General features: G+C 74.6%; 15 protein-coding genes and 1 pseudogene. 5 read left to right on the top strand and 11 right to left on the bottom strand.

What is annotated here, in order from left to right:
- Positions 1–21 precede the first annotated feature (21 nt).
- Both ACFF45_RS01585 and ACFF45_RS01580 read right to left on the bottom strand, forming a co-directional pair.
- Positions 22–195 (bottom strand): DUF8839 family protein, encoded by a 174-nt coding sequence (locus ACFF45_RS01585; RefSeq protein WP_381340816.1) that lies wholly within the window; start codon positions 193–195, stop codon positions 22–24.
- A gap of 217 nt (positions 196–412) precedes the next feature.
- Positions 413–807 (bottom strand): annotated as a pseudogene (locus ACFF45_RS01580) (amidohydrolase); the annotation flags it as partial.
- A 136-nt stretch (positions 808–943) separates the two neighbouring features.
- Between ACFF45_RS01580 and ACFF45_RS01575 the strand changes: the two are divergent.
- Positions 944–1885 carry an endonuclease/exonuclease/phosphatase family protein gene (locus ACFF45_RS01575; RefSeq protein WP_381340814.1) on the top strand — a complete coding sequence of 314 codons (942 nt, stop codon included), beginning with the start codon at positions 944–946 and terminating at the stop codon, positions 1883–1885.
- A 99-nt stretch (positions 1886–1984) separates the two neighbouring features.
- On the opposite strand, the gene ACFF45_RS01570 is transcribed toward ACFF45_RS01575, so the two are convergent.
- The 5 genes from ACFF45_RS01570 to ACFF45_RS01550 form a co-directional block, all read right to left on the bottom strand.
- A complete protein-coding gene (locus tag ACFF45_RS01570; RefSeq protein ID WP_381340811.1) occupies positions 1985–3841 on the bottom strand; it encodes an FUSC family protein in 1857 nt (618 codons plus the stop codon).
- Positions 3842–4040: 199 nt separating this feature from the next.
- Positions 4041–5087, bottom strand: a complete 1047-nt coding sequence (locus ACFF45_RS01565) for a hypothetical protein (RefSeq protein ID WP_381340809.1) — start codon at positions 5085–5087, stop codon at positions 4041–4043.
- A gap of 24 nt (positions 5088–5111) precedes the next feature.
- Positions 5112–5933, bottom strand: a complete 822-nt coding sequence (locus ACFF45_RS01560; protein ID WP_381340806.1) for a nucleotidyltransferase domain-containing protein — start codon at positions 5931–5933, stop codon at positions 5112–5114.
- Positions 5930–6862, bottom strand: coding sequence for an alpha/beta fold hydrolase (locus tag ACFF45_RS01555; RefSeq protein ID WP_381340943.1), 933 nt, complete (start codon positions 6860–6862; stop codon positions 5930–5932). The genes ACFF45_RS01560 and ACFF45_RS01555 overlap by 4 nt, the downstream gene beginning before the upstream one ends.
- A gap of 76 nt (positions 6863–6938) precedes the next feature.
- Positions 6939–7736, bottom strand: coding sequence for a uracil-DNA glycosylase (locus tag ACFF45_RS01550; protein WP_381340803.1), 798 nt, complete (start codon positions 7734–7736; stop codon positions 6939–6941).
- Between the two features lie 126 nt (positions 7737–7862).
- Here ACFF45_RS01550 and ACFF45_RS01545 point away from each other — a divergent pair, with 126 nt between their 5' ends.
- Positions 7863–8786 (top strand): Hsp15 family ribosome-associated heat shock protein, encoded by a 924-nt coding sequence (locus ACFF45_RS01545; RefSeq protein ID WP_381340800.1) that lies wholly within the window; start codon positions 7863–7865, stop codon positions 8784–8786.
- A gap of 459 nt (positions 8787–9245) precedes the next feature.
- Positions 9246–9566, top strand: coding sequence for a DUF6343 family protein (locus ACFF45_RS01540; protein WP_381340798.1), 321 nt, complete (start codon positions 9246–9248; stop codon positions 9564–9566).
- Positions 9567–9652: 86 nt separating this feature from the next.
- Here ACFF45_RS01540 and ACFF45_RS01535 read toward each other — a convergent pair whose 3' ends face one another.
- The 4 genes from ACFF45_RS01535 to rpsA form a co-directional block, all read right to left on the bottom strand.
- Positions 9653–10033 (bottom strand): tetratricopeptide repeat protein, encoded by a 381-nt coding sequence (locus tag ACFF45_RS01535; protein ID WP_381340795.1) that lies wholly within the window; start codon positions 10031–10033, stop codon positions 9653–9655.
- Between the two features lie 395 nt (positions 10034–10428).
- On the bottom strand, positions 10429–11061 hold the full coding sequence (coaE, locus tag ACFF45_RS01530; RefSeq protein ID WP_381340792.1) for a dephospho-CoA kinase: 633 nt from the start codon (positions 11059–11061) through the stop codon (positions 10429–10431).
- A 103-nt stretch (positions 11062–11164) separates the two neighbouring features.
- Complete coding sequence (locus ACFF45_RS01525) at positions 11165–12103, bottom strand: PAC2 family protein (protein WP_381340790.1); 939 nt, start codon at positions 12101–12103, stop codon at positions 11165–11167.
- Between the two features lie 233 nt (positions 12104–12336).
- Entirely contained in the window at positions 12337–13833 is a 1497-nt protein-coding gene (gene rpsA / locus ACFF45_RS01520) for a 30S ribosomal protein S1 (RefSeq protein ID WP_093504378.1), read from the bottom strand.
- Between the two features lie 320 nt (positions 13834–14153).
- Between rpsA and ACFF45_RS01515 the strand changes: the two genes are divergently transcribed.
- Together ACFF45_RS01515 and hrpB are read left to right on the top strand one after the other, a co-directional pair.
- On the top strand, positions 14154–15014 hold the full coding sequence (locus tag ACFF45_RS01515) for a class I SAM-dependent methyltransferase (protein WP_381340787.1): 861 nt from the start codon (positions 14154–14156) through the stop codon (positions 15012–15014).
- A 67-nt stretch (positions 15015–15081) separates the two neighbouring features.
- Positions 15082–17607: an ATP-dependent helicase HrpB gene (gene hrpB, locus ACFF45_RS01510; protein ID WP_381340785.1), complete on the top strand. Its 2526-nt coding sequence runs from the start codon at positions 15082–15084 to the stop codon at positions 17605–17607.
- Positions 17608–17686 lie beyond the last annotated feature (79 nt).

Here is a 17686-nt window from a genome sequence, read left to right as displayed (position 1 = left end):
CGGACAGCGCGCCGATCCCGCTCAGTCCGTGCCGTCACCGCCCCGGACGATCACCAGGAACGTGTCCGTGGCGAGGTCCATCACCACCTCGGCGGGCAGGCCTTCCGACCGGCGCGCCTGCGCGAACTCCTCCGCCGGCCACGACCCTCGCGGCCCGCCTGCGGGAAAGCGCTCGAGCACCTTTCGCCCGTTCACCGCACCTCCAGAAAGCGTCGTACTTGTAGGAGTTAACGCCCTCCGAAGGGAAATCGCCTCGCCAAGTGACGCTACTGAGACGTAGTTGACACCCGTTCACCGCCAAGAGTGAGGAATTCCGCCCCCTCTGCGCATACACCGTTACCCTCCGCTTCACTCCTCGTACTCGTTGTGATAACGGATCGGCTCACTTCCCTCGATGCGCCATGGAGGAGCGGTCGGCGAAGCAGGTGACGCCGCCCCGGATCATCCCGGCGCGGGCGAGCCGCGCGCCCAACTCCACGTCCCGCTCGGTGAGGTGGGACTCGACGGGCCGTCGTTGGACCACTCCTCGACGGGCAGGTCCTCGGCGAGGCCGCGCACGGCGACCACGGGGGTGTGGGTGTGGCAGTCGACGCGTCCCGGCAGGGCGGCCTGCCCGGCGGCGTCGATGCGCTCGACGGCCGGCCGGTGCCGTACGGCGTCGGCGGTCGTGACCGACTCGACGGCTCCGCCGCGTACCACCACCTCGGCGTTCTCCTCGAACCCGATCCCCTCCCGGTCGTCGCGGACGAGGACGGCGCATCCGGTGACGACGAGGTCGGCGGGGGCGTGCGCGGGAGCGGGCGTCATCACGCCGACGTACGACGCGCTCCCCGGCTCGCCTGAAGTGAACGGCGCGTCCTGCCGTGGGGCTGTCCAGGCACCGCGAGCACGGGCACGCTGGCCTCACCGCACACCGCCGTCCGGCCTCTGAGAGGAGCCCGGCATGCTGCTCGGCACCTGGAACCTGGAGAACCTGTACCGGCCCGGCGGGCCGTTCGGCCCCGAGGACGAGGCCGCCTACGAGACCAAGCTCGCCGCCCTCGCCGACGTGATCACCCGGCTCGACCCGGCCCTGCTGGGGGTGCAGGAGGTCGGCGACGCGGACGCGCTGGCCGACCTGGCCGGAATGCTGGCCGGCACCTGGCACATCGCCCTGTCCGAGCACGCCGACAGCCGGGGGATCCGGGTCGGCTTCCTCAGCCGTACGCCGCTGGTGGTGCTCTCCGACACGACGGCGTTCCCGGCGCCGCTGCGCCCGGTGCAGGCGGACGACTCCGGGGCGGCGGTGGCGGAGGCGGGCCGCGGTCTGCTGGCGGTGCGGGCCGGTGCGCTGTCGGTGGCGGTCGCGCATCTGAAGTCGAAGCTGCTGTCGTACCCGGACCACCGTTTCCACCCCCGCGACGAGGGCGAACGCGCCCGCTGCGGGGCCTACGCCCTCTACCGGCGGACCGCCGAGGCGACGGCGCTGCGCGCGCTGGCCGACAAGCTGCTGGCGGGTGACGGGCGGGCGCGGGACGTCGTGGTGCTGGGCGACCTGAACGACGAGCCCCGGGCGGCGACCACCCAGATCCTGCTCGGCCCGCCCGGTTCGGAGATCGGCACGGCCGGTTTCGCGGCGGACGACAGGGGCGACGCGACCCGGCTGTGGAACGTGGCCCCGCTGATCCCCGTCGAACAGCGGTTCTCCCGGGTGAACTCCGGGCGGCGCGAGCTGATCGACCACGTCCTGTGCAGCCACCGGCTGATCCGCCGGGTGACGGCGGCGGGGACCGGACTGCCGAACTCCGGTGTGCCGGAGCTGCCGTCGGTGGGCCCGGACCCGGCACCGCGACGGAGTGCGGCGGGGTCGGATCACGCACCGGTGTGGGTGCGGGTCGGGAACTGAGGCGGGGCGGGGGTCCACGCGCCGGTACGGACCCGGTCGGGAACCCGGCACCCGGACACCCGGACACCGAGCACCCGAGCGCGGCGGAGTGCCGGGCGGTCAGACGGCGGCGGGCAGCTCCGATTCACGCAGGCCGAGGCGCCGGCGGCCGGCCCGGAGTTCGCCGGCGAGGGCGGCCAGCCGCTCGGTGTGGCGCGGCGTGAGCCGGCCGGTGTCGTCGAGGTGGACGGCGCAGGCGGTGGTCGTGTCGACAAGTCGCTCCAGGGTGCCGGCGACCTCGTCGGCGCCCGCCGTGTGCCGGGCGAGCGCGGGCAGTTCGGCGGCGGCCAGGGCGATGGTGCCGCGCGCCTCGGCGAGTGCGCGGTAGGCCTCGCGGCGCAGAGTCCAGCGGGCGGCCCGGTCGTCGGACCCGCTCAGCACGTGGGCGAGATAGGCCTGGGCCGCGCGTCCGGCCACGGCGAGCCGCGCCCGCACCCGCCCCCCGTGTTGCCCCGGCAGCGGCAGATGCCCGACGACGAGGACGATCGCGCAGGCCAGCAGGGTCTCCCCGATCCGGCCGGCGGAGGCCTGCGGCTCGCCGCCCGCCATCACGAGGGCGAGGACGAGCACGGTGACGACGGCGGTCTGGGCGGCGAAGTGCCGGGTGGCGACGGGGATGAGGGCCCCGCTGACGGCGACCAGCGCGACCAGCCCCTCGGGCCGGGGCAGCACCGCCGCGCACCCGGCGAAGAGGAGCGCGCCGAGCACGGTTCCGGCGGCACGGCACAGCACACGCGAGACGAGTGGCCCGAGGTCGGGCTTGACGAGGAAGACGACGGTGGCGGGGAGCCAGTACCAGTGCTCGTGCGGCCCGTACCACTGGGCGTGGCGCAACGCCTGGGCCAGGGCGACGCCGGCGCCCATGCACAGGGCGACGCGCAGGCCGTACTCCCGGCCGCCGGCCCCCAGGACGGCCCGCAGCAGGTCCCCGGCCGTGCGCCGCCGGCGGGGCGGGTCGCCGCCCTTGCCGCGGTCGAAGGCCTCGGCGGCGTGCAGCAGGGCGTCGTCGAGGGCGCGCAGGGCGGGCAGTGACCGGGACGGTGCGGGCAGCGGCCCGCTGTGCGTGTTCCCGCGGACGGCGGCGGCCAGCCGCCGCGGCCCCGCGGAGGCCCTCCCGCAGTGCCTCTCCCCCGCCCAGGCGAGCGCGGTGGCGGCTTCGGCGAGGGGCAGGGCGGCGGCGTACTGCGCGCGCAGCCGCCGCTCGGCGGCCGAGGAGGCGTACCGCCGCAGCCGGGGACCGGTGAGGGCGTCCTGCGCGTGGTCCAGGGCGGCGGTGAGGGCGGCGCGCCGGGCGGTGGCGTGCTCCGTGGCGACGGCGTCCAGCAGGTCGGCGACGGCGTCGTACACGTCGGCGACCGCCTGCCGCTCCCCGCCGTGGCGGTGGTCCCCGGCCGGCGCGCCGGGCGTGGGCAGGAGCAGTCGCAGCACGAGCAGCCACCCGGCGCCCGCGAGGAAGGCGAGCGCGCGCTGCCATCCCGGCTCGGGCAGCGGCATCCCGGCACCGACCGCGCTCGCGACGAGCAGCTGGGTACCGGCCGCGGAGGCCACGGGCCCGACGGCACTGACGCTTCCGGCGGCCAGTCCGAGCCCGGTGAGCAGCAGCGTCTGCGCCGTGGCGCCCGCGTGCTGTCCGGCGTACGTCCCGATGAGCAGCCCCGCCGCGCCCGCGAGCGCGGGCACCCCGAGCCGCCGGACGGCCGCCCGCCGGCTGCCGGGCCGGTCGTTGATCCCGGCGAGCATGGCGGCGATCGCGGCGACGACCCCGGCCGAGGGGCGCTCGAGGAGCACGGCGGCGCACAGCAGCGGCCCCGCGGCCAGCGCCCCGCGCCCGACGGCACTCCACGGCACGGGCCCGCGCTGGGCGCGGAGCGCGTGCGCGAGCCAGGGCGGAAGGGCACGGACGACACGGCGGTACACGGGGCTCCTGTCGGGGCGAGGGCGGGGGGTGCCATCGGACGACGGTGGCCGGGCGGTGGACGGTGCTGTCCACCGTAGATCGTGTTTTCGGAGAGCGGGAGACGGGGGCGTTTCCGGGACGTGACGGTGCCGGGAGGGGCGGCGTCAGGAGCGTGTCCCTCACGCGCACGCGGTCGCCGCGGAGGCCGGCCCCGGACCGTCAGGGGTGCTGCTCGCCGGCCGGTGCCGGAAGCTGCCCGGACCAGACCTCGCGCATCAGTGCCCGTCTCTCGTCGGCTGCGGGCAGTCGACGGAAACCGCGTGGCGGTACGCGGTGGACGCAGTCGATTCCGTAGCGGTGGAGGAGTTCCACGTCGGCGTGTTCCGGCGGCTCCGGGAACAGGGCGGTGAGGCGCCGGGCGGGGGACGGACTGTGCGGAGCGTAGTCGAGGAGCTGTGCCAGGGCCTCTCGCACGTAACGGTGGCCGGCGCAGCTCTTCGCCTCGATCAGCTCCGTCTCCCCGGCGGCGTCGAAGTACATGTCCGTGATGCCGGACGGGCAGAAGAAGCGACTGGCGGCCAGCCCGCGGCCGGCGAGGACATCACGGTACTCACGGACGAGCCGGGCCTCCCGACGGTCGACGACGATCAGGCCCCGCCTCGGCCGGTAACCCGTGCGGTGCGTGCGCAGCTCCTCCAGGGCGGCGACGCGCACCGGATCCGTGCCCTGAGCGGTGGGCTGTGGCGGTACGGACGGCTGCACCGTACTCGGCGTGATCAGGAAATCGTCGAGAACCGACCGCGCCTTGTCTCCCCTGAGGACCATCTGGCCGGGGAACTTGTAAGTGAGCTTGTATCCGATGGCCGTGTTGAGTTCTTCGTACGGGATGTCGGCGGGGACCAGGTCCAGAAGGCTGTAGACGGTGTGCCAGCTCGCGCCGCCGTCCCGGGGCGGCCACAGGAGGTCCGCCAGTTCGCGGTTGCGGAAGAGGGCGCCGACCTCGCCTATCGCGCGGACGTGGTTCTGTCCTGTGAACAGGACGACGTCACCCGTGTCCACGTCGGCGAACTTGCTGTCGTGCGCCGAGGTCGCGCCCCAGAACCGGGCGTGGCCTTCCGGATGGAGGGTCAGGAGCTTCGCCCGCTGGTCGGCGGTGAGCAGGCTGTCGAGTTCCGGCGCGGCGAAGTCCACCTGCCGGTCCACGGTGTCCGCCCAGTGGCGCCGCGTCTCGGAGCCGCCGTACGACGGGGATATGAGCACCCTCACCTTGCGTCCTTCCTCGTCCGATGATCAGTCGCCCGCGCCCAGGCGGTCCGCACTCCGGTCGTCCGCGACCCGGTGGTCCGCTGCTGAAACGGCCTGCGCGAAAAGTGCCTCGACCTGCCCGATCGCCGCGGTCAGAGAGTCCTGATCACTTCCTGCCGACAAGGACGCGATCACCCCGTCCACGGTTCGCAGCCCGGCCCGCTCCAGCAACCGCTTCTCATTGGTCACCCACTCCCCCCGCGCCGCCAGCACAGCGTGCCCGGTCTGCGCGGCCGCCGTGGCGACGGCGCCGGCGACCTCGGTGAGGCGGCCCGCCGGAGCGTGGTGGGTCTTCGCGTAGGCGAGGGTGGCGCAGGCGGTGCCGTACCAGCGTCGGCTCGCCGTGTGACGCAGCCTCTCCGGATACGCCGCCGGCCGCGGCAGCTCACCGCGCAGCACCCGGTTGACCGCCAGCTCCGCGACGACCAGGTAGCTGGGGATCCCGGCGAGATGGAACAGCAACGGCTCCACCCGGAAACGCCCCTCCGCCGCCTCCGCCAGCTCCCGCTCGACCACGTCGAGATCCCGGTAGTGGACATCGACGCGCCGCCCGTCGATCGTCAGCCACGCGCCCCCGTCGAACACGCCCCCGCCCCAGCCGCCGACCTCGGACACCTCGCCCTCCCAGCCGAGGGCGCGGAGGTGGGCCGGGTCGAAGGGGCCGCGGTAGTAGACGGCCAGGTCCCAGTCACTGCCGGGCCCATGGGTGCCCTGCGCGCGCGAACCGCCGAGCGCCACGGCCCGGACCGTGGGCAGCGCCGCCAGACGCTCGGCGGTGGAGTCGAGGAAGGCGTCGTCCTGCGTCACGAGACCCCCTGACGGGCCGCGTACCGGTCCGTCGTTGCGATCGGGAGATCCTTCGTCCCCGGCGCACCCGCGTCGTGCCCGGCCTCCTCCACCAGCAGCAGTTCGCTGCCGGGCCAGGCGTGGTGCAGTCGCCAGGCGGTTTCGAGCAGGTTGCCGAAGTCCAGGCCGCCCTGGACGAGGGTGCCGGGGATGCCCTTCAGCAGGTGGGCGTCGCGCAGGACGACCCTCTCGTCGCCCTCGCCCAGGAAGTGGCCGTTGCACCAGTAGTGGGTGACCGTACGGGCGAAGCCGCTGCGGAACACCGGGTCCTCGTAGCGCGGCACGGAGCGCGGCGCCGGAACGATCGCCGTCTCTAAGTCCGTCCGGTCCCGCACCGCCCGCTCCCGCGCACCCGCGTCCGTGGACCCCAGCAGCCGGTTGCAGGCGGCGGCGAGACGGCCGTCGCGGTCGCCGTCCGGCAGTGCGCCGACGAACCGCCCGAACGCCTCCGGGAAGATTCCGCCGAGGCCCCTGGTCAGCAGCGCCACCTCGGCGTTCGAGCCCGTCGCCGCGACGCCCGTCAGCATCAGATCGGACACCGCGCCGGGACGCGTCTGCGCATACCGCAGCCCCAGCACGGACCCCCACGACACACCCCACACCAGCCACCGTTCGATCCTCAGACGCCGTCGCAGCCGCTCCAGGTCGGCGATGAGATGAGCCGTCGTGTTGACGCTCACGTCGGTCTCGTACGCGCTCGCGCTCGGCGTCGAACGCCCGCACCCGCGCTGGTCCAGCAGCACGACGCGGTACGCCGCCGGGTCGAAGGAGCGCCGGAAGCCCGGGGAGCACCCGCTGCCCGGCCCTCCGTGCAGCACCACCGCGGGCTTGCCGCGCGGGTTCCCGCAGGTCTCCCGGTAGACGCGGTTGCCGTCGCCGACGTCGAGCATGCCGTGGTCGTACGGTTCGATCTCCGCGTAGAGGCCCGTCGCGGCACCGTAGCGCCGCCACGACGGCACCGTCCCCTCACTTCCGGGCCGCCGTCAGGCCCGCCGTACGCGCCGCCCGGCGCAGGACGTCCCGCAGCATCTCCGGGGTGAGGCGGCCGGTGAAGGTGTTGCGCTGGCTGACGTGGAAGCAGCCGAAGAGATGGAGGGGGGCGGCTCGGGGGTTCGCAGGGGCGGCTTCCTCAGAAGCCGGAGGGGCCGGGAGGGCTGAAGGGACCGGAGGGGCCTCGGAGGCCGGGAGCGTCACCTGGGCGCCGTGCGCGAAGGCGGGCCTCGGCCTCGGCACCGTCCAGCCCGCCGCCGTGAACGCCGGCAGCGCCGCCTGCCAGCCGAAGGCGCCGAGGACGACCACCGCCCTGAGCGTCGGCCGCAGCAGGGCCAGTTCCCGGACGAGCCAGGGGCGGCAGGTGTCGCGCTCCCCGGGGGTCGGCTTGTTGGCGGGCGGCGCGCAGTGGACGGGTGAGGTGACCCGCACGCCGTACAGCTCCAGCCCGTCGTCGGCCGACACGGACGTGGGCCGGGACGCGAGCCCCACGTCGTACAGCGCCTCGTACAGGACGTCCCCGGACCGGTCGCCGGTGAACATCCGCCCGGTGCGGTTCCCGCCGTGCGCCGCCGGGGCGAGCCCGACGATCAGCAGCCGGGCGTCCGGCGGACCGAAGCCGGGCACCGGCCGTCCCCAGTACGTCCAGTCGGCGAAGGAGGCGCGTCTGGTACGGGCCACCTCCTCACGCCAGGCGACCAGCCGAGGGCACGCCCGGCAGCCCGTGATCCGCTGGTCGAGGCCGGGGAGACCGGCGGGGGTACCGCTGTCCATGCGTCCACCGTAGGGCCGTGCCCCGCCACCGCGGGGCGCCTTCCAGGAGGCCGCCGACGCGGAGCCGGTAAGGGGGGTACGAAAAGCCGTCCGGGGTTCCGGGGCCGGGGAGCTAAGGTCAGTGGCATGGCTTCCGATCGCACGGACAAGGCGGGCAGCGGCGGGACCAGCCGGAACGCCCCCGACACGACCACGGACCCGGCCAGGGGCCCGGCCGCGGACCCGGTCGACGGCCGCGCCCTGCGGACACCCCCGGCCGGAGAGACCGGCGGCCGGGAGGCGGCCGACGCCCCGCGGACCGAGGCCCCGCACGCCGTCGACCCGAAGGTCGCCGCCGCGATCGCCGCCGCCGAGGCGGCCGGTCCGGGCAACGGCGAGAGCGTCCGGATCGACAGCTGGATCTGGTCCGTACGGCTGGTCAAGACCCGCTCCCAGGGCGCCACGGCCTGCCGGGGCGGTCATGTGCGGCTGAACGGCGAGCGGGTCAAGCCCGCCCACGCGGTGCGCGTCGGCGACGAGGTACGGCTCCGGCAGGAGGGCCGGGAGCGGATCGTCGTCGTCAAGCGGCTGATCCGCAAGCGGGTCGGCGCCCCCGTGGCCGTCCAGTGCTACGTCGACAACAGCCCGCCGCCCCCGCCCCGCGAGGCCGTCGCCCCCGCCGGGATCCGCGACCGCGGCGCCGGCCGCCCGACCAAGCGCGACCGCCGCGAGATCGAACGCCTGCACGGCTTGGGCGGTTTCGGCGGCCTGGCTGGGTTCGGGGGGCCAGGGGGACCGGGGGGTCCAGGCGGTCTCGGGGGTCCGGGGGTTCCTGGCGGCCCGGGAGGGCCTGGGGGTCCGGGCGGACGTGGCGGCCGCGGTGGACGGAGTGGCCGGGGCGGCCGGGGTGGCCCGGGTGATCTCGGCGGCGCGGGGGGATTCGGCAGCCCAGGCGGACGGGGCGGTCCAGGTGGCGGGCGGGGCGGTAAGGGCGGCCGCGGCGGTACGGGTGGAGCGGGCGGCGGCTCCGGTCGGCCGGGCGGCCCCAGTGGCCGTCCCGGAGGACGCTGAGCCGCGGGAACGGGCCTCAGCCGACACGGGTCAGCCGACTCGGGTCAGCCGACTCGGACCGGCGGAAAGGGCAAGCAGCGCGGCGTACGGCGGCCGCCGGTCGATCACCCAGGCCCCTAGCCCCCACCGCAGCAGCACCCGCGACAGCTCCGCGTTCCGCCCCCGCCGCGCCCAGGCGCCCACGCGCCCAGGCGATCAGGCGCCCACGCGATCAGGCCGAGCGGCGCCAGCAGGATCAGCGGTGTCGCCGCGTTCTGCCCGTCGAAGACGGTGAGCTGCACGACGAAGGCGCATGACGGACCGCTTCACGAGGAAACGCCATGGCCGAGACCACCGCTCCCGTGGTCACCGAGGCAGACCGGTCCCCGGGCCCGGGCTCGCCGGCGCCTTCGGCCGCTGCCGTGTCCCTGGAGAACGCCCGTAGCCGGGGGTACTTTTCAAGCGAGGAGTGGTGATCCGATGCGTACGGGCAGTGAGCCGGTGACCGCGCGCAGTGCGCTGCGGGCGCGCTTCTGGCTGAGTGTGTGGGGGCTGGCCTGGGCGATCTTCGGAACGGTCGCCTTCCTTCTCGTCGGCCGCCCTGGCTGGGCGATCGCCTGCGGCGTCCTCTGGCTGGTGATCTCCATCGACCTGGCCGTCATCGTCCGGCACATCCGCCAAGGCCCGCACTTCCAGCCGGGCCGGGACATCCCGCCGTACCGCCCCGTCCACGACCACCCACCGAACCGGCCCCCGGGCAACCGAGCACCGAACCGTCCCCCGGACGACCGCACGTCCTAGCCGCAGCCCGGCCGCCCGCCTCCGAAGTCCGCCCCGTGCCACCGGCGTACCGCCGACAAGCGAACCGACAGCCCCTCCCGCCCGGCTCAGCTGTCGAAACGCGCCGCCTTCACATACTCCGGCTTCGGATCCAGCGCGGCAGCCAGCCGGAAGTGCCGCTTGGCCTGCTCCGGCCGGTTCTGCCGCTCATACGTGCGCGCGAGCGCGAAGTGGGCGAACGCGTTGTCCGGCTCCCGCTCCAGAACGATCGTGAACTCCAGCTCCGCGGGCCGCAGTTGCGCGGCGGCGAAGAACGCACGCGCGCGCAGCAACCGCGCCGCGGTGTTCTCGGGGTGCGCGGCGATGACGGGATCGAGCAGCTTCACCGCGCCCCGCGGATCACGCGCGGCGAGCAACTGCTCGGCGGCGCGGAAGTCGATGACATGCGTCTCCGGCGAACGTCCGGTCGAACCGCTGGTCTCGGGCACGGCAGAGTCCTTCCCTTGCTGGCCGGTTTCAACGCCCGCGGGCGGCACCGCTATTCCCGCACGACGACTGCCCCACACCGGCTCCCGCACGACGAAGACCCTGCGACGACTGCCCCACACCGACTCCCGCACGACGAAGACCCTGCGACGGCTTCCGCACGACGGCGCCCCTGCGGCGACTCCCCTACGACGGACACCCGTACGACGACCGAAGACTCCCGTACGACGACTGACGCGCGAACGACTCCCGCACGACGGCGCCCCTGCGGCGACTCCCCTACGACGGACACCCTTACGACGACCGAAGACTCCCGTACGACGACTGACGCGCGAACGACTCCCGCACGACGGCGCCCCGTCCCCGGGCCGAGCAGCCCCTCGTCCGCCCCCGCCCGTCACCCCCCGGGCGACTCCTCCGGCTTGCCCTGAGCCCCACGCGCCCGGCGCACCAGCTCCGCCCACACGTCCTTCACGCGCCGCTGCACATCCGGCAGCGGGCCGTCGTTGTCGATCACGATGTCCGCGATCTCCAGACGCTGCTCCCGCGTCGCCTGCGCCGCCATACGCGCGCGGGCGTCCTCCTCCGTCATGCCCCGCAGCCGCAGGAGCCGGTCGAGCTGGGTCTCGGGGGCGGCGTCGACGACGATCACGAGGTCGTAGAGGGGCGCGAGGCCGTTCTCCGTGAGGAGCGGCACGTCGTGCACGACGACGGCGTCCGCGGCGGCCGCGGACTCCAGCTCACGGGAGCGGGCGCCCACCAGGGGGTGGACGATCGAGTTCAGGACGGCGAGCCTCTCCGGGTCGGCGAAGACGATGGAACCGAGCTTGGGCCGGTCGAGGCCGCCGTCCGCGGCGAGCACCTCCTCGCCGAAGGCCTCGACGACCGCGGTGAGTCCGGGAGTGCCCGGCGCGACCACCTCGCGCGCGATGCGGTCCGCGTCGATCAGCACGGCCCCGCACTCCACGAGCAGCCGCGACACCTCGCTCTTGCCGGCGCCGATCCCGCCGGTCAGGCCCACCTTCAGCATGAGCGGAAGCTTAGGCCCTGCCGGTGACGGCGCACCTCACGGGGCGGGCGGTGCTCCCCTCCGGTGGCCGGTCACGCCCCGCGGCCACCGGCCGGCCGCTTCCTCAGCCGTCCCCTTCACGCTCCGCCAGGAACCGCTCGAACTCCTGCCCGATCTCGTCCGCCGACGGGATCTCCACCGGCTCGGCGAGCATGTTGCCCCGCGTCTCGGCCCCCGCGACGGCGTCGTACTGGTGCTCCAGGCCCTGGACGAGCGCCGTGAGCTCCTCGTCGCCCTCCTGGACCTGCCGGTCGATCTCCGTCTGGGTGCGGTGGGCCTCGGTGCGCAGGGAGTGCGCGATGCCGGGCAGCACCAGTCCCGTGGCGGCCGTGACGGCCTCCAGGACGGTCAGCGCCGCGTCCGGGTACGCGGAGCGGGCGATGTAGTGCGGGACGTGCGCGGCGACGCCCAGGACGTCGTGCCCGGCCTGCATCAGGCGGTACTCGACGAGCGACTCGGCGCTGCCGGGCACCTGGGCCTCGTCGAAGGGGCTGCGGTGCCCCGGGACCAGGTCGGTACGGTTGCCGTGCGGGGTGAGGCCCACCGGGCGGGTGTGCGGCACGCCCATCGGGATGCCGTGGAAGTTCACGGCGAGGCGCACGCCGAGGCGCTCCACCACCTGTTCCACGGCCGCGGCGAAACGCTCCCACTCCACGTCCGGCTCCGGGCCGGACAGCAGCAGGAAGGGCGCCCCGGTGGCGTCCTGGACGACGCGGACGGCGAGCGTGGGCTCCTCGTAGTCGGTCCAGCGGTCGCGCTTGAAGGTCAGCAGCGGGCGGCGGGCGCGGTAGTCGATGAGCCGGTCGTGGTCGAAACGGGCGACGACCTGGTGGGGCACCGAGTCGAGGAGCCGGTCGACGATCTGGTCGCCGGTCTCGCCCGCGTCGATGTATCCGTCGAAGTGGTAGAGCATGACAAGGCCGGCCGATTCCTGGGCGAGCGCCATGTCCACCACGGCCAGGCCCTTCGGCTCCCACGTGTACAAACCCTGCGGATCAAGCACGGTGACCGCTCCTCCTCGTGTCCGTACGTGACAACGCGCGCACGCGCGCGGGCATTCCCGTAGGACAGGATCATGATCCGAACGAGGGACCCCGACCCGGACGAGCGCCACCGAGACCGGCTGAGCAGGACCCGGGCCCCTGGGCGACACCGGGCCCCGCTTGGGCAGCACCGAAGGCCCGCACCTCGAAAGGTGCGGGCCCTCGGTCATCGCCGGGTCTCAGCGGTGAGCGTTCAGCTCTGGCCGCCCGCCAGCTTCTCGCGCAGCGCGGCCAGCGCCTCGTCCGAGGCCAGCGCACCGGAGGTGTCGGCGCCCTCGGAGGAGTACGAGCCACCGCCCGCGGCCGGAGCCGCACCCGCGGCGTCGCCGCCCTCGGCAGCGGCGGCAGCGTCGGCCTCGCGGCTCTTGATGACCTGCTGCTGGTGCTGCTCGAAGCGCTGCTGCGCCTCGGCGTACTGGCGCTCCCACTCCTCGCGCTGCTTCTCGTAGCCCTCGAGCCAGTCGTTGGTCTCGGGGTCGAAGCCCTCGGGGTAGATGTAGTTGCCCTGGTCGTCGTAGGACGCGGCCATGCCGTACAGGGTCGGGTCGAACTCGACCGACGCCGGGTCGGCACCGAAGGACTCGTTGGCCTGCTTCAGCGAGAGGCTGATGCGGCGGCGCTCGAGGTCGATGTCGATGACCTTGACGAAGATCTCGTCGTTGACCTGGACGACCTGCTCCGGGATCTCCACGTGGCGCTCGGCCAGCTCGGAGATGTGGACCAGACCCTCGATGCCCTCGTCCACGCGGACGAACGCGCCGAACGGAACCAGCTTGGTGACCTTGCCGGGCACGACCTGGCCGATCTGGTGGGTCCGGGCGAACTGCTGCCACGGGTCTTCCTGGGTCGCCTTCAGCGACAGGGAGACGCGCTCGCGGTCCATGTCGACGTCGAGGACCTCGACGGTGACCTCCTGGCCGACCTCGACGACCTCGGAGGGGTGGTCGATGTGCTTCCAGGACAGCTCGGAGACGTGGACCAGACCGTCGACGCCACCCAGGTCCACGAAGGCACCGAAGTTGACGATCGAGGAGACGACGCCGGAACGGACCTGACCCTTCTGGAGGGTGGTGAGGAACGTCTGGCGGACCTCGGACTGGGTCTGCTCCAGCCAGGCACGGCGGGACAGGACCACGTTGTTGCGGTTCTTGTCCAGCTCGATGATCTTCGCCTCGAGCTCCTTGCCCACGTAGGGCTGGAGGTCGCGGACGCGGCGCATCTCGACCAGGGAGGCCGGCAGGAAGCCGCGGAGGCCGATGTCGAGGATGAGACCACCCTTGACGACCTCGATGACGGTACCGGTGACGATGCCGTCCTCTTCCTTGATCTTCTCGATGGTGCCCCAGGCACGCTCGTACTGGGCGCGCTTCTTCGAGAGGATCAGGCGGCCTTCCTTGTCCTCCTTCTGGAGGACCAGGGCCTCGATCTCGTCGCCGACGGCGACGACCTCGTTCGGGTCGACGTCGTGCTTGATCGAGAGTTCGCGGCTCGGGATGACACCTTCGGTCTTGTAACCGATGTCGAGCAGGACCTCGTCCCGGTCGACCTTCACGATGACGCCGTCGACGATGTCGCCGTCGTTGAAGTACTTGATCGTCTCGTCGATCGCTGCGAGGAAGGCTTCCTCGTTACCGATGTCGTTGACCGCTACCTGCGGGGTGGTGGCGGTGGTCTCGGTGCTGCTCGTCATGTGGGAAAGGGCTCCGGTACGGACATTGAAGTCGTAGGTACTGCTTACGCCGGGAGCCCGTTTCGCTCTGCAGAAGCCGGACAGCCAAGGAAGCGCCCTGCCGGCGAACCGGCGACGGCGCCTCGACAACCGAGGGGACATACAACAGATGCGAGCGCAGCCTGCTACGTCTGAGGTGCGCAGGCCCGCAGCGCAACTTGTAGCATACGGGGGCAGCCGGGCAGGGTCAATGCGCGAAGGCGCACACCCGGGGCGGATCATCCCATTCCCGGCACAAAAGCCGTCTTCTGAGGCCACGCGAGCCCGGGGAAACCCCTCCAGTGACACCCCCGAGGCGGGTCGGACGGAAGATCACGACGAGGGAGCCGATCATCCAAGAGCCGGAAGCGTTCGAACCGGAGGCCACCCGACGTGCGGCCGGGGTCACCGAGAGTGCCCGCGCCAACCGGGGCTGGTGGGACCGCAACGCGGACGAGTACCAGGTCGAGCACGGCACCTTCCTCGGCGACGACCGCTTCGTGTGGGGCCCCGAGGGCCTGGACGAGGTGGAGGCGGAACTGCTCGGCCCGCCGGAGGAACTGAAGGGCAGGGACGTCCTGGAGATCGGCGCCGGCGCGGCGCAGTGCGCGCGCTGGCTGGCCGGGCAGGGCGCCCGGCCGGTCGCCCTGGACCTCTCCCACCGGCAGCTCCAGCACGCGCTGCGCCTCGGCGGCTCGTTCCCGCTGGTGTGCGCCGACGCGGCCGCGCTGCCCTTCGCGGACGCCTCCTTCGACCTGGCGTGCTCGGCGTACGGGGCGCTGCCGTTCGTCGCGGATCCGCGGCTGGTGCTGCGGGAGGTGCGGCGGGTGCTGCGGCCGGGCGGCCGTCTGGTGTTCTCGGTGAGCCACCCGGTCCGCTGGGCGTTCCCGGACGAGCCCGGCGCGGAGGGGCTCAGCGTCTCGGGTTCGTACTTCGACCGCACGCCCTACGTCGAACAGGACGAGCACGGCCGCGCGGTCTACGTCGAGCACCACCGGACGCTGGGCGACCGCGTCCGGGACGTCGTCGCGTCCGGCTTCCGGCTGGTGGACCTGGTGGAGCCGGAGTGGCCCGCGTGGAACACCGCCGAGTGGGGCGGCTGGTCGCCGCTGCGCGGCCGGCTGATCCCCGGCACGGCGATCTTCGTGTGCGAGCGGGACTGAGCCCCCGGCCCGGCCGGCCGGGCCCGCGCGTGCGGGGCGGGCCGGCGGGCGTACGACACTGGGGTGCGTGATCCGATACGACGCCCTGGAGGCGCTGCCCGTCCGTACCGCGCTGCCCGCCCTGCGCGAGGCCCTGGACGGACACGGCACGGCCGTCCTCGTCGCGCCCCCGGGCACCGGAAAGACCACGCTCGTGCCGCTGGTGCTGGCCGGGCTGGTCGGCGAGGGGCCCGCCCGGCGGGTGGTCGTGGCCGAGCCGCGGCGGATCGCGGCCCGGGCCGCGGCCCGGCGGATGGCGTGGCTGCTGGGTGAGCCGGTCGGCGGGAGCGTCGGCTACACCGTGCGCGGGGAACGGGTCGTCGGGCGGCACGCGCGCGTGGAGGTCGTCACGACCGGTGTGCTGCTCCAGCGGCTCCAGCGGGACCAGGAGCTGGGCGGCGTCGACGTGGTGGTGCTCGACGAGTGTCACGAGCGGCATCTGGACGCGGACACGGTGGCGGCGTTCCTGTGGGACGTGCGGGAGGCGCTGCGGCCGGAGCTGCGGCTGGTGGCCGCCTCGGCGACGACCGACGCGCAGGGCTGGGCGCGGCTGCTCGGCGGGGCCCCCGTGGTGGCGGCGGAGGGTGTCTCGCACCCGGTCGAGGTGGTGTGGGCGCCGCCGGCGCGTCCGGTACGGCCGCCGCACGGCATGCGCGTCGATCCGGCGCTGCTCTCCCATGTGGCGTCGGTGGTGCGGCGGGCGCTGGCCGAGCGGGCGGGGGACGTGCTGTGCTTCCTGCCCGGGGTCGGGGAGATCGCCCGGGTCGCCGGGCGGCTGGGGGACCTGGGAGACGTCGAGGTACTGCACGTGCACGGGCGGGCGCCGGCGGACGTGCAGGACGCCGTGCTGTCGGCGGGGGCGCGGCGCCGGGTGGTGCTGGCGACCTCCGTGGCCGAGTCGTCCCTGACCGTCCCGGGGGTGCGGGTGGTCGTCGACGCGGGGCTGGCGCGCGAGCCGCGGGTGGACCACGCGCGCGGGCTGAGCGCGCTGACGACGGTGCGGGCCTCGCGGGCGGCCGGGCGGCAGCGGGCGGGGCGTGCCGGGCGGGAGGCCCCCGGGGTGGTGTACCGGTGCTGGGCGGAGGCCGAGGACGCGCGTCTGCCGCGGTTCCCGGCGCCGGAGATCCAGGTGGCCGACCTGACGGCGTTCGCGTTGCAGGCGGCCTGCTGGGGGGATCCGGAGGCGTCCGGGCTGGCCCTGCTGGACCCGCCGCCGGGCGGGGCGATGGCGGCGGCGCGGGGCGTACTGCGGGCGGTGGGGGCGGTCGGCACCGACGGGCGGGCGACGGAGCGCGGGGCGCGGCTGGCGCGGGTGTGGCTGCATCCGCGGCTGGGGCGGGCGCTGCTCGACGCGGCCCCGCTGGCCGGGGCCGAGCGGGCCGCCGAGGTCGTCGCCCTGCTGAGCGAGGAGGCGCCGCGGGAGTACGGGGACGAGCTGGCCGCGGCGATGCGGGCCGCGCGGCGCGGCGGTGACGCCTACGCCGGGCGGTGGCGTGCCGAGGTCGGGCGGCTGCGCGCCGTGGTGGCGGAGTCCGCCCCGGCGCCCGCGGCGGCCCCCGGGCCGGACGAGGCCGCTGCCGGAGCCGGGAACGCGGTCGGGGTGGTCGCCGCGCTCGCCTTCCCGGAGCGGGTCGCCCAGCGCGACGGCGAGTCGTACCTCATGGTCTCCGGGACCCGGGCCGAGGTCGGGGAGGCCTCGCCGCTGCGGGGCGCGCCCTGGATCGCGGTGGCCGTGGCCGACCGCCCCGTCGGCCGGGGGCACGCGCGCGTGCGGCTCGCCGCCGAGGTGGACGAGGACGTCGTGCGGCTCGCCGCGGGCGCCTTCCGCACCGAGGCGCAGGAGGTGCGCTGGGCGGACGGTGACGTCGTGGCACGGCGGGTGGAGCGGTTCGGGGCCGTGGAGTCGGCGGTGCGGCCGCTGCCCGGGGCCGCGCCCGGCCTCGTCCGCGCCGCGCTGCTGGACGGGCTGCGCCGGGAGGGGTTCGGCCTGCTGCGGTGGTCGCGGGAGGCGGACGTCCTGCGGCAGCGGCTCGCGTTCCTGCGGTGGCGTCTCGGGGAGCCGTGGCCGGACGTGTCCGACGAGGCGCTGCACGCGCGCGTCGAGGAGTGGCTGGAACCGGAGCTGGGCCGGGCGCGGCGGCGCGGTGACCTGGCGCGGATCGACGCCGGTGAGGCACTGGCCCGGCTGCTGCCCTGGGCCTCCGGGGAGGCGGCGCGCCTCGGCGAACTCGCCCCCGAGCGGTTCACGGTGCCGAGCGGGTCCCGGATTCGGATCGACTACACGAACCCCGAACGGCCGGTTCTGGCCGTGAAGTTGCAGGAGATGTTCGGGCTGGCGGAGTCGCCGTCCCTCGCCGGTGTCCCGGTGGTCGTGCACCTGCTCTCCCCCGCCGGCCGTCCCGCCGCCGTCACCGCCGACCTCGCCTCCTTCTGGCGGGACGGCTACCGGGGCGTACGGGCGGAGTTGCGGGGCCGCTACCCGAAGCATCCGTGGCCGGAGGACCCGGCCACCGCCGAGCCGACCCGGCACACCAACGCGCGGCTCAGGCGCTGACCGGGTCCGGTGCCGCGCACACCGAACCGGGCGCGACGGCGGCGGCGCCCCTGCCGGGAACCGGAGGGGCGCCGCCGCG

Source organism: Streptomyces cinereospinus, from assembly GCF_042430725.1.
Lineage (GTDB): Bacteria > Actinomycetota > Actinomycetes > Streptomycetales > Streptomycetaceae > Streptomyces > Streptomyces cinereospinus.
Note: the sequence above shows the minus strand (reverse complement) of the source record. Positions and strands in the feature narration are given on the sequence as shown.

Excerpts from the sequence above, each read along its gene's own strand:
- ACFF45_RS01575 (WP_381340814.1), top strand. The coding sequence starts at position 944 with ATGCTGCTCGGCACCTGGAACCTGGAGAACCTGTACCGGCCCGGCGGG.
- ACFF45_RS01555 (WP_381340943.1), bottom strand. The coding sequence starts at position 6,862 with ATGCTCGACGTCGGCGACGGCAACCGCGTCTACCGGGAGACCTGCGGG.
- ACFF45_RS01550 (WP_381340803.1), bottom strand. The coding sequence starts at position 7,736 with ATGGACAGCGGTACCCCCGCCGGTCTCCCCGGCCTCGACCAGCGGATC.
- ACFF45_RS01545 (WP_381340800.1), top strand. The coding sequence starts at position 7,863 with ATGGCTTCCGATCGCACGGACAAGGCGGGCAGCGGCGGGACCAGCCGG.
- ACFF45_RS01540 (WP_381340798.1), top strand. The coding sequence starts at position 9,246 with ATGCGTACGGGCAGTGAGCCGGTGACCGCGCGCAGTGCGCTGCGGGCG.
- coaE (WP_381340792.1), bottom strand. The coding sequence starts at position 11,061 with ATGCTGAAGGTGGGCCTGACCGGCGGGATCGGCGCCGGCAAGAGCGAG.
- rpsA (WP_093504378.1), bottom strand. The coding sequence starts at position 13,833 with ATGACGAGCAGCACCGAGACCACCGCCACCACCCCGCAGGTAGCGGTC.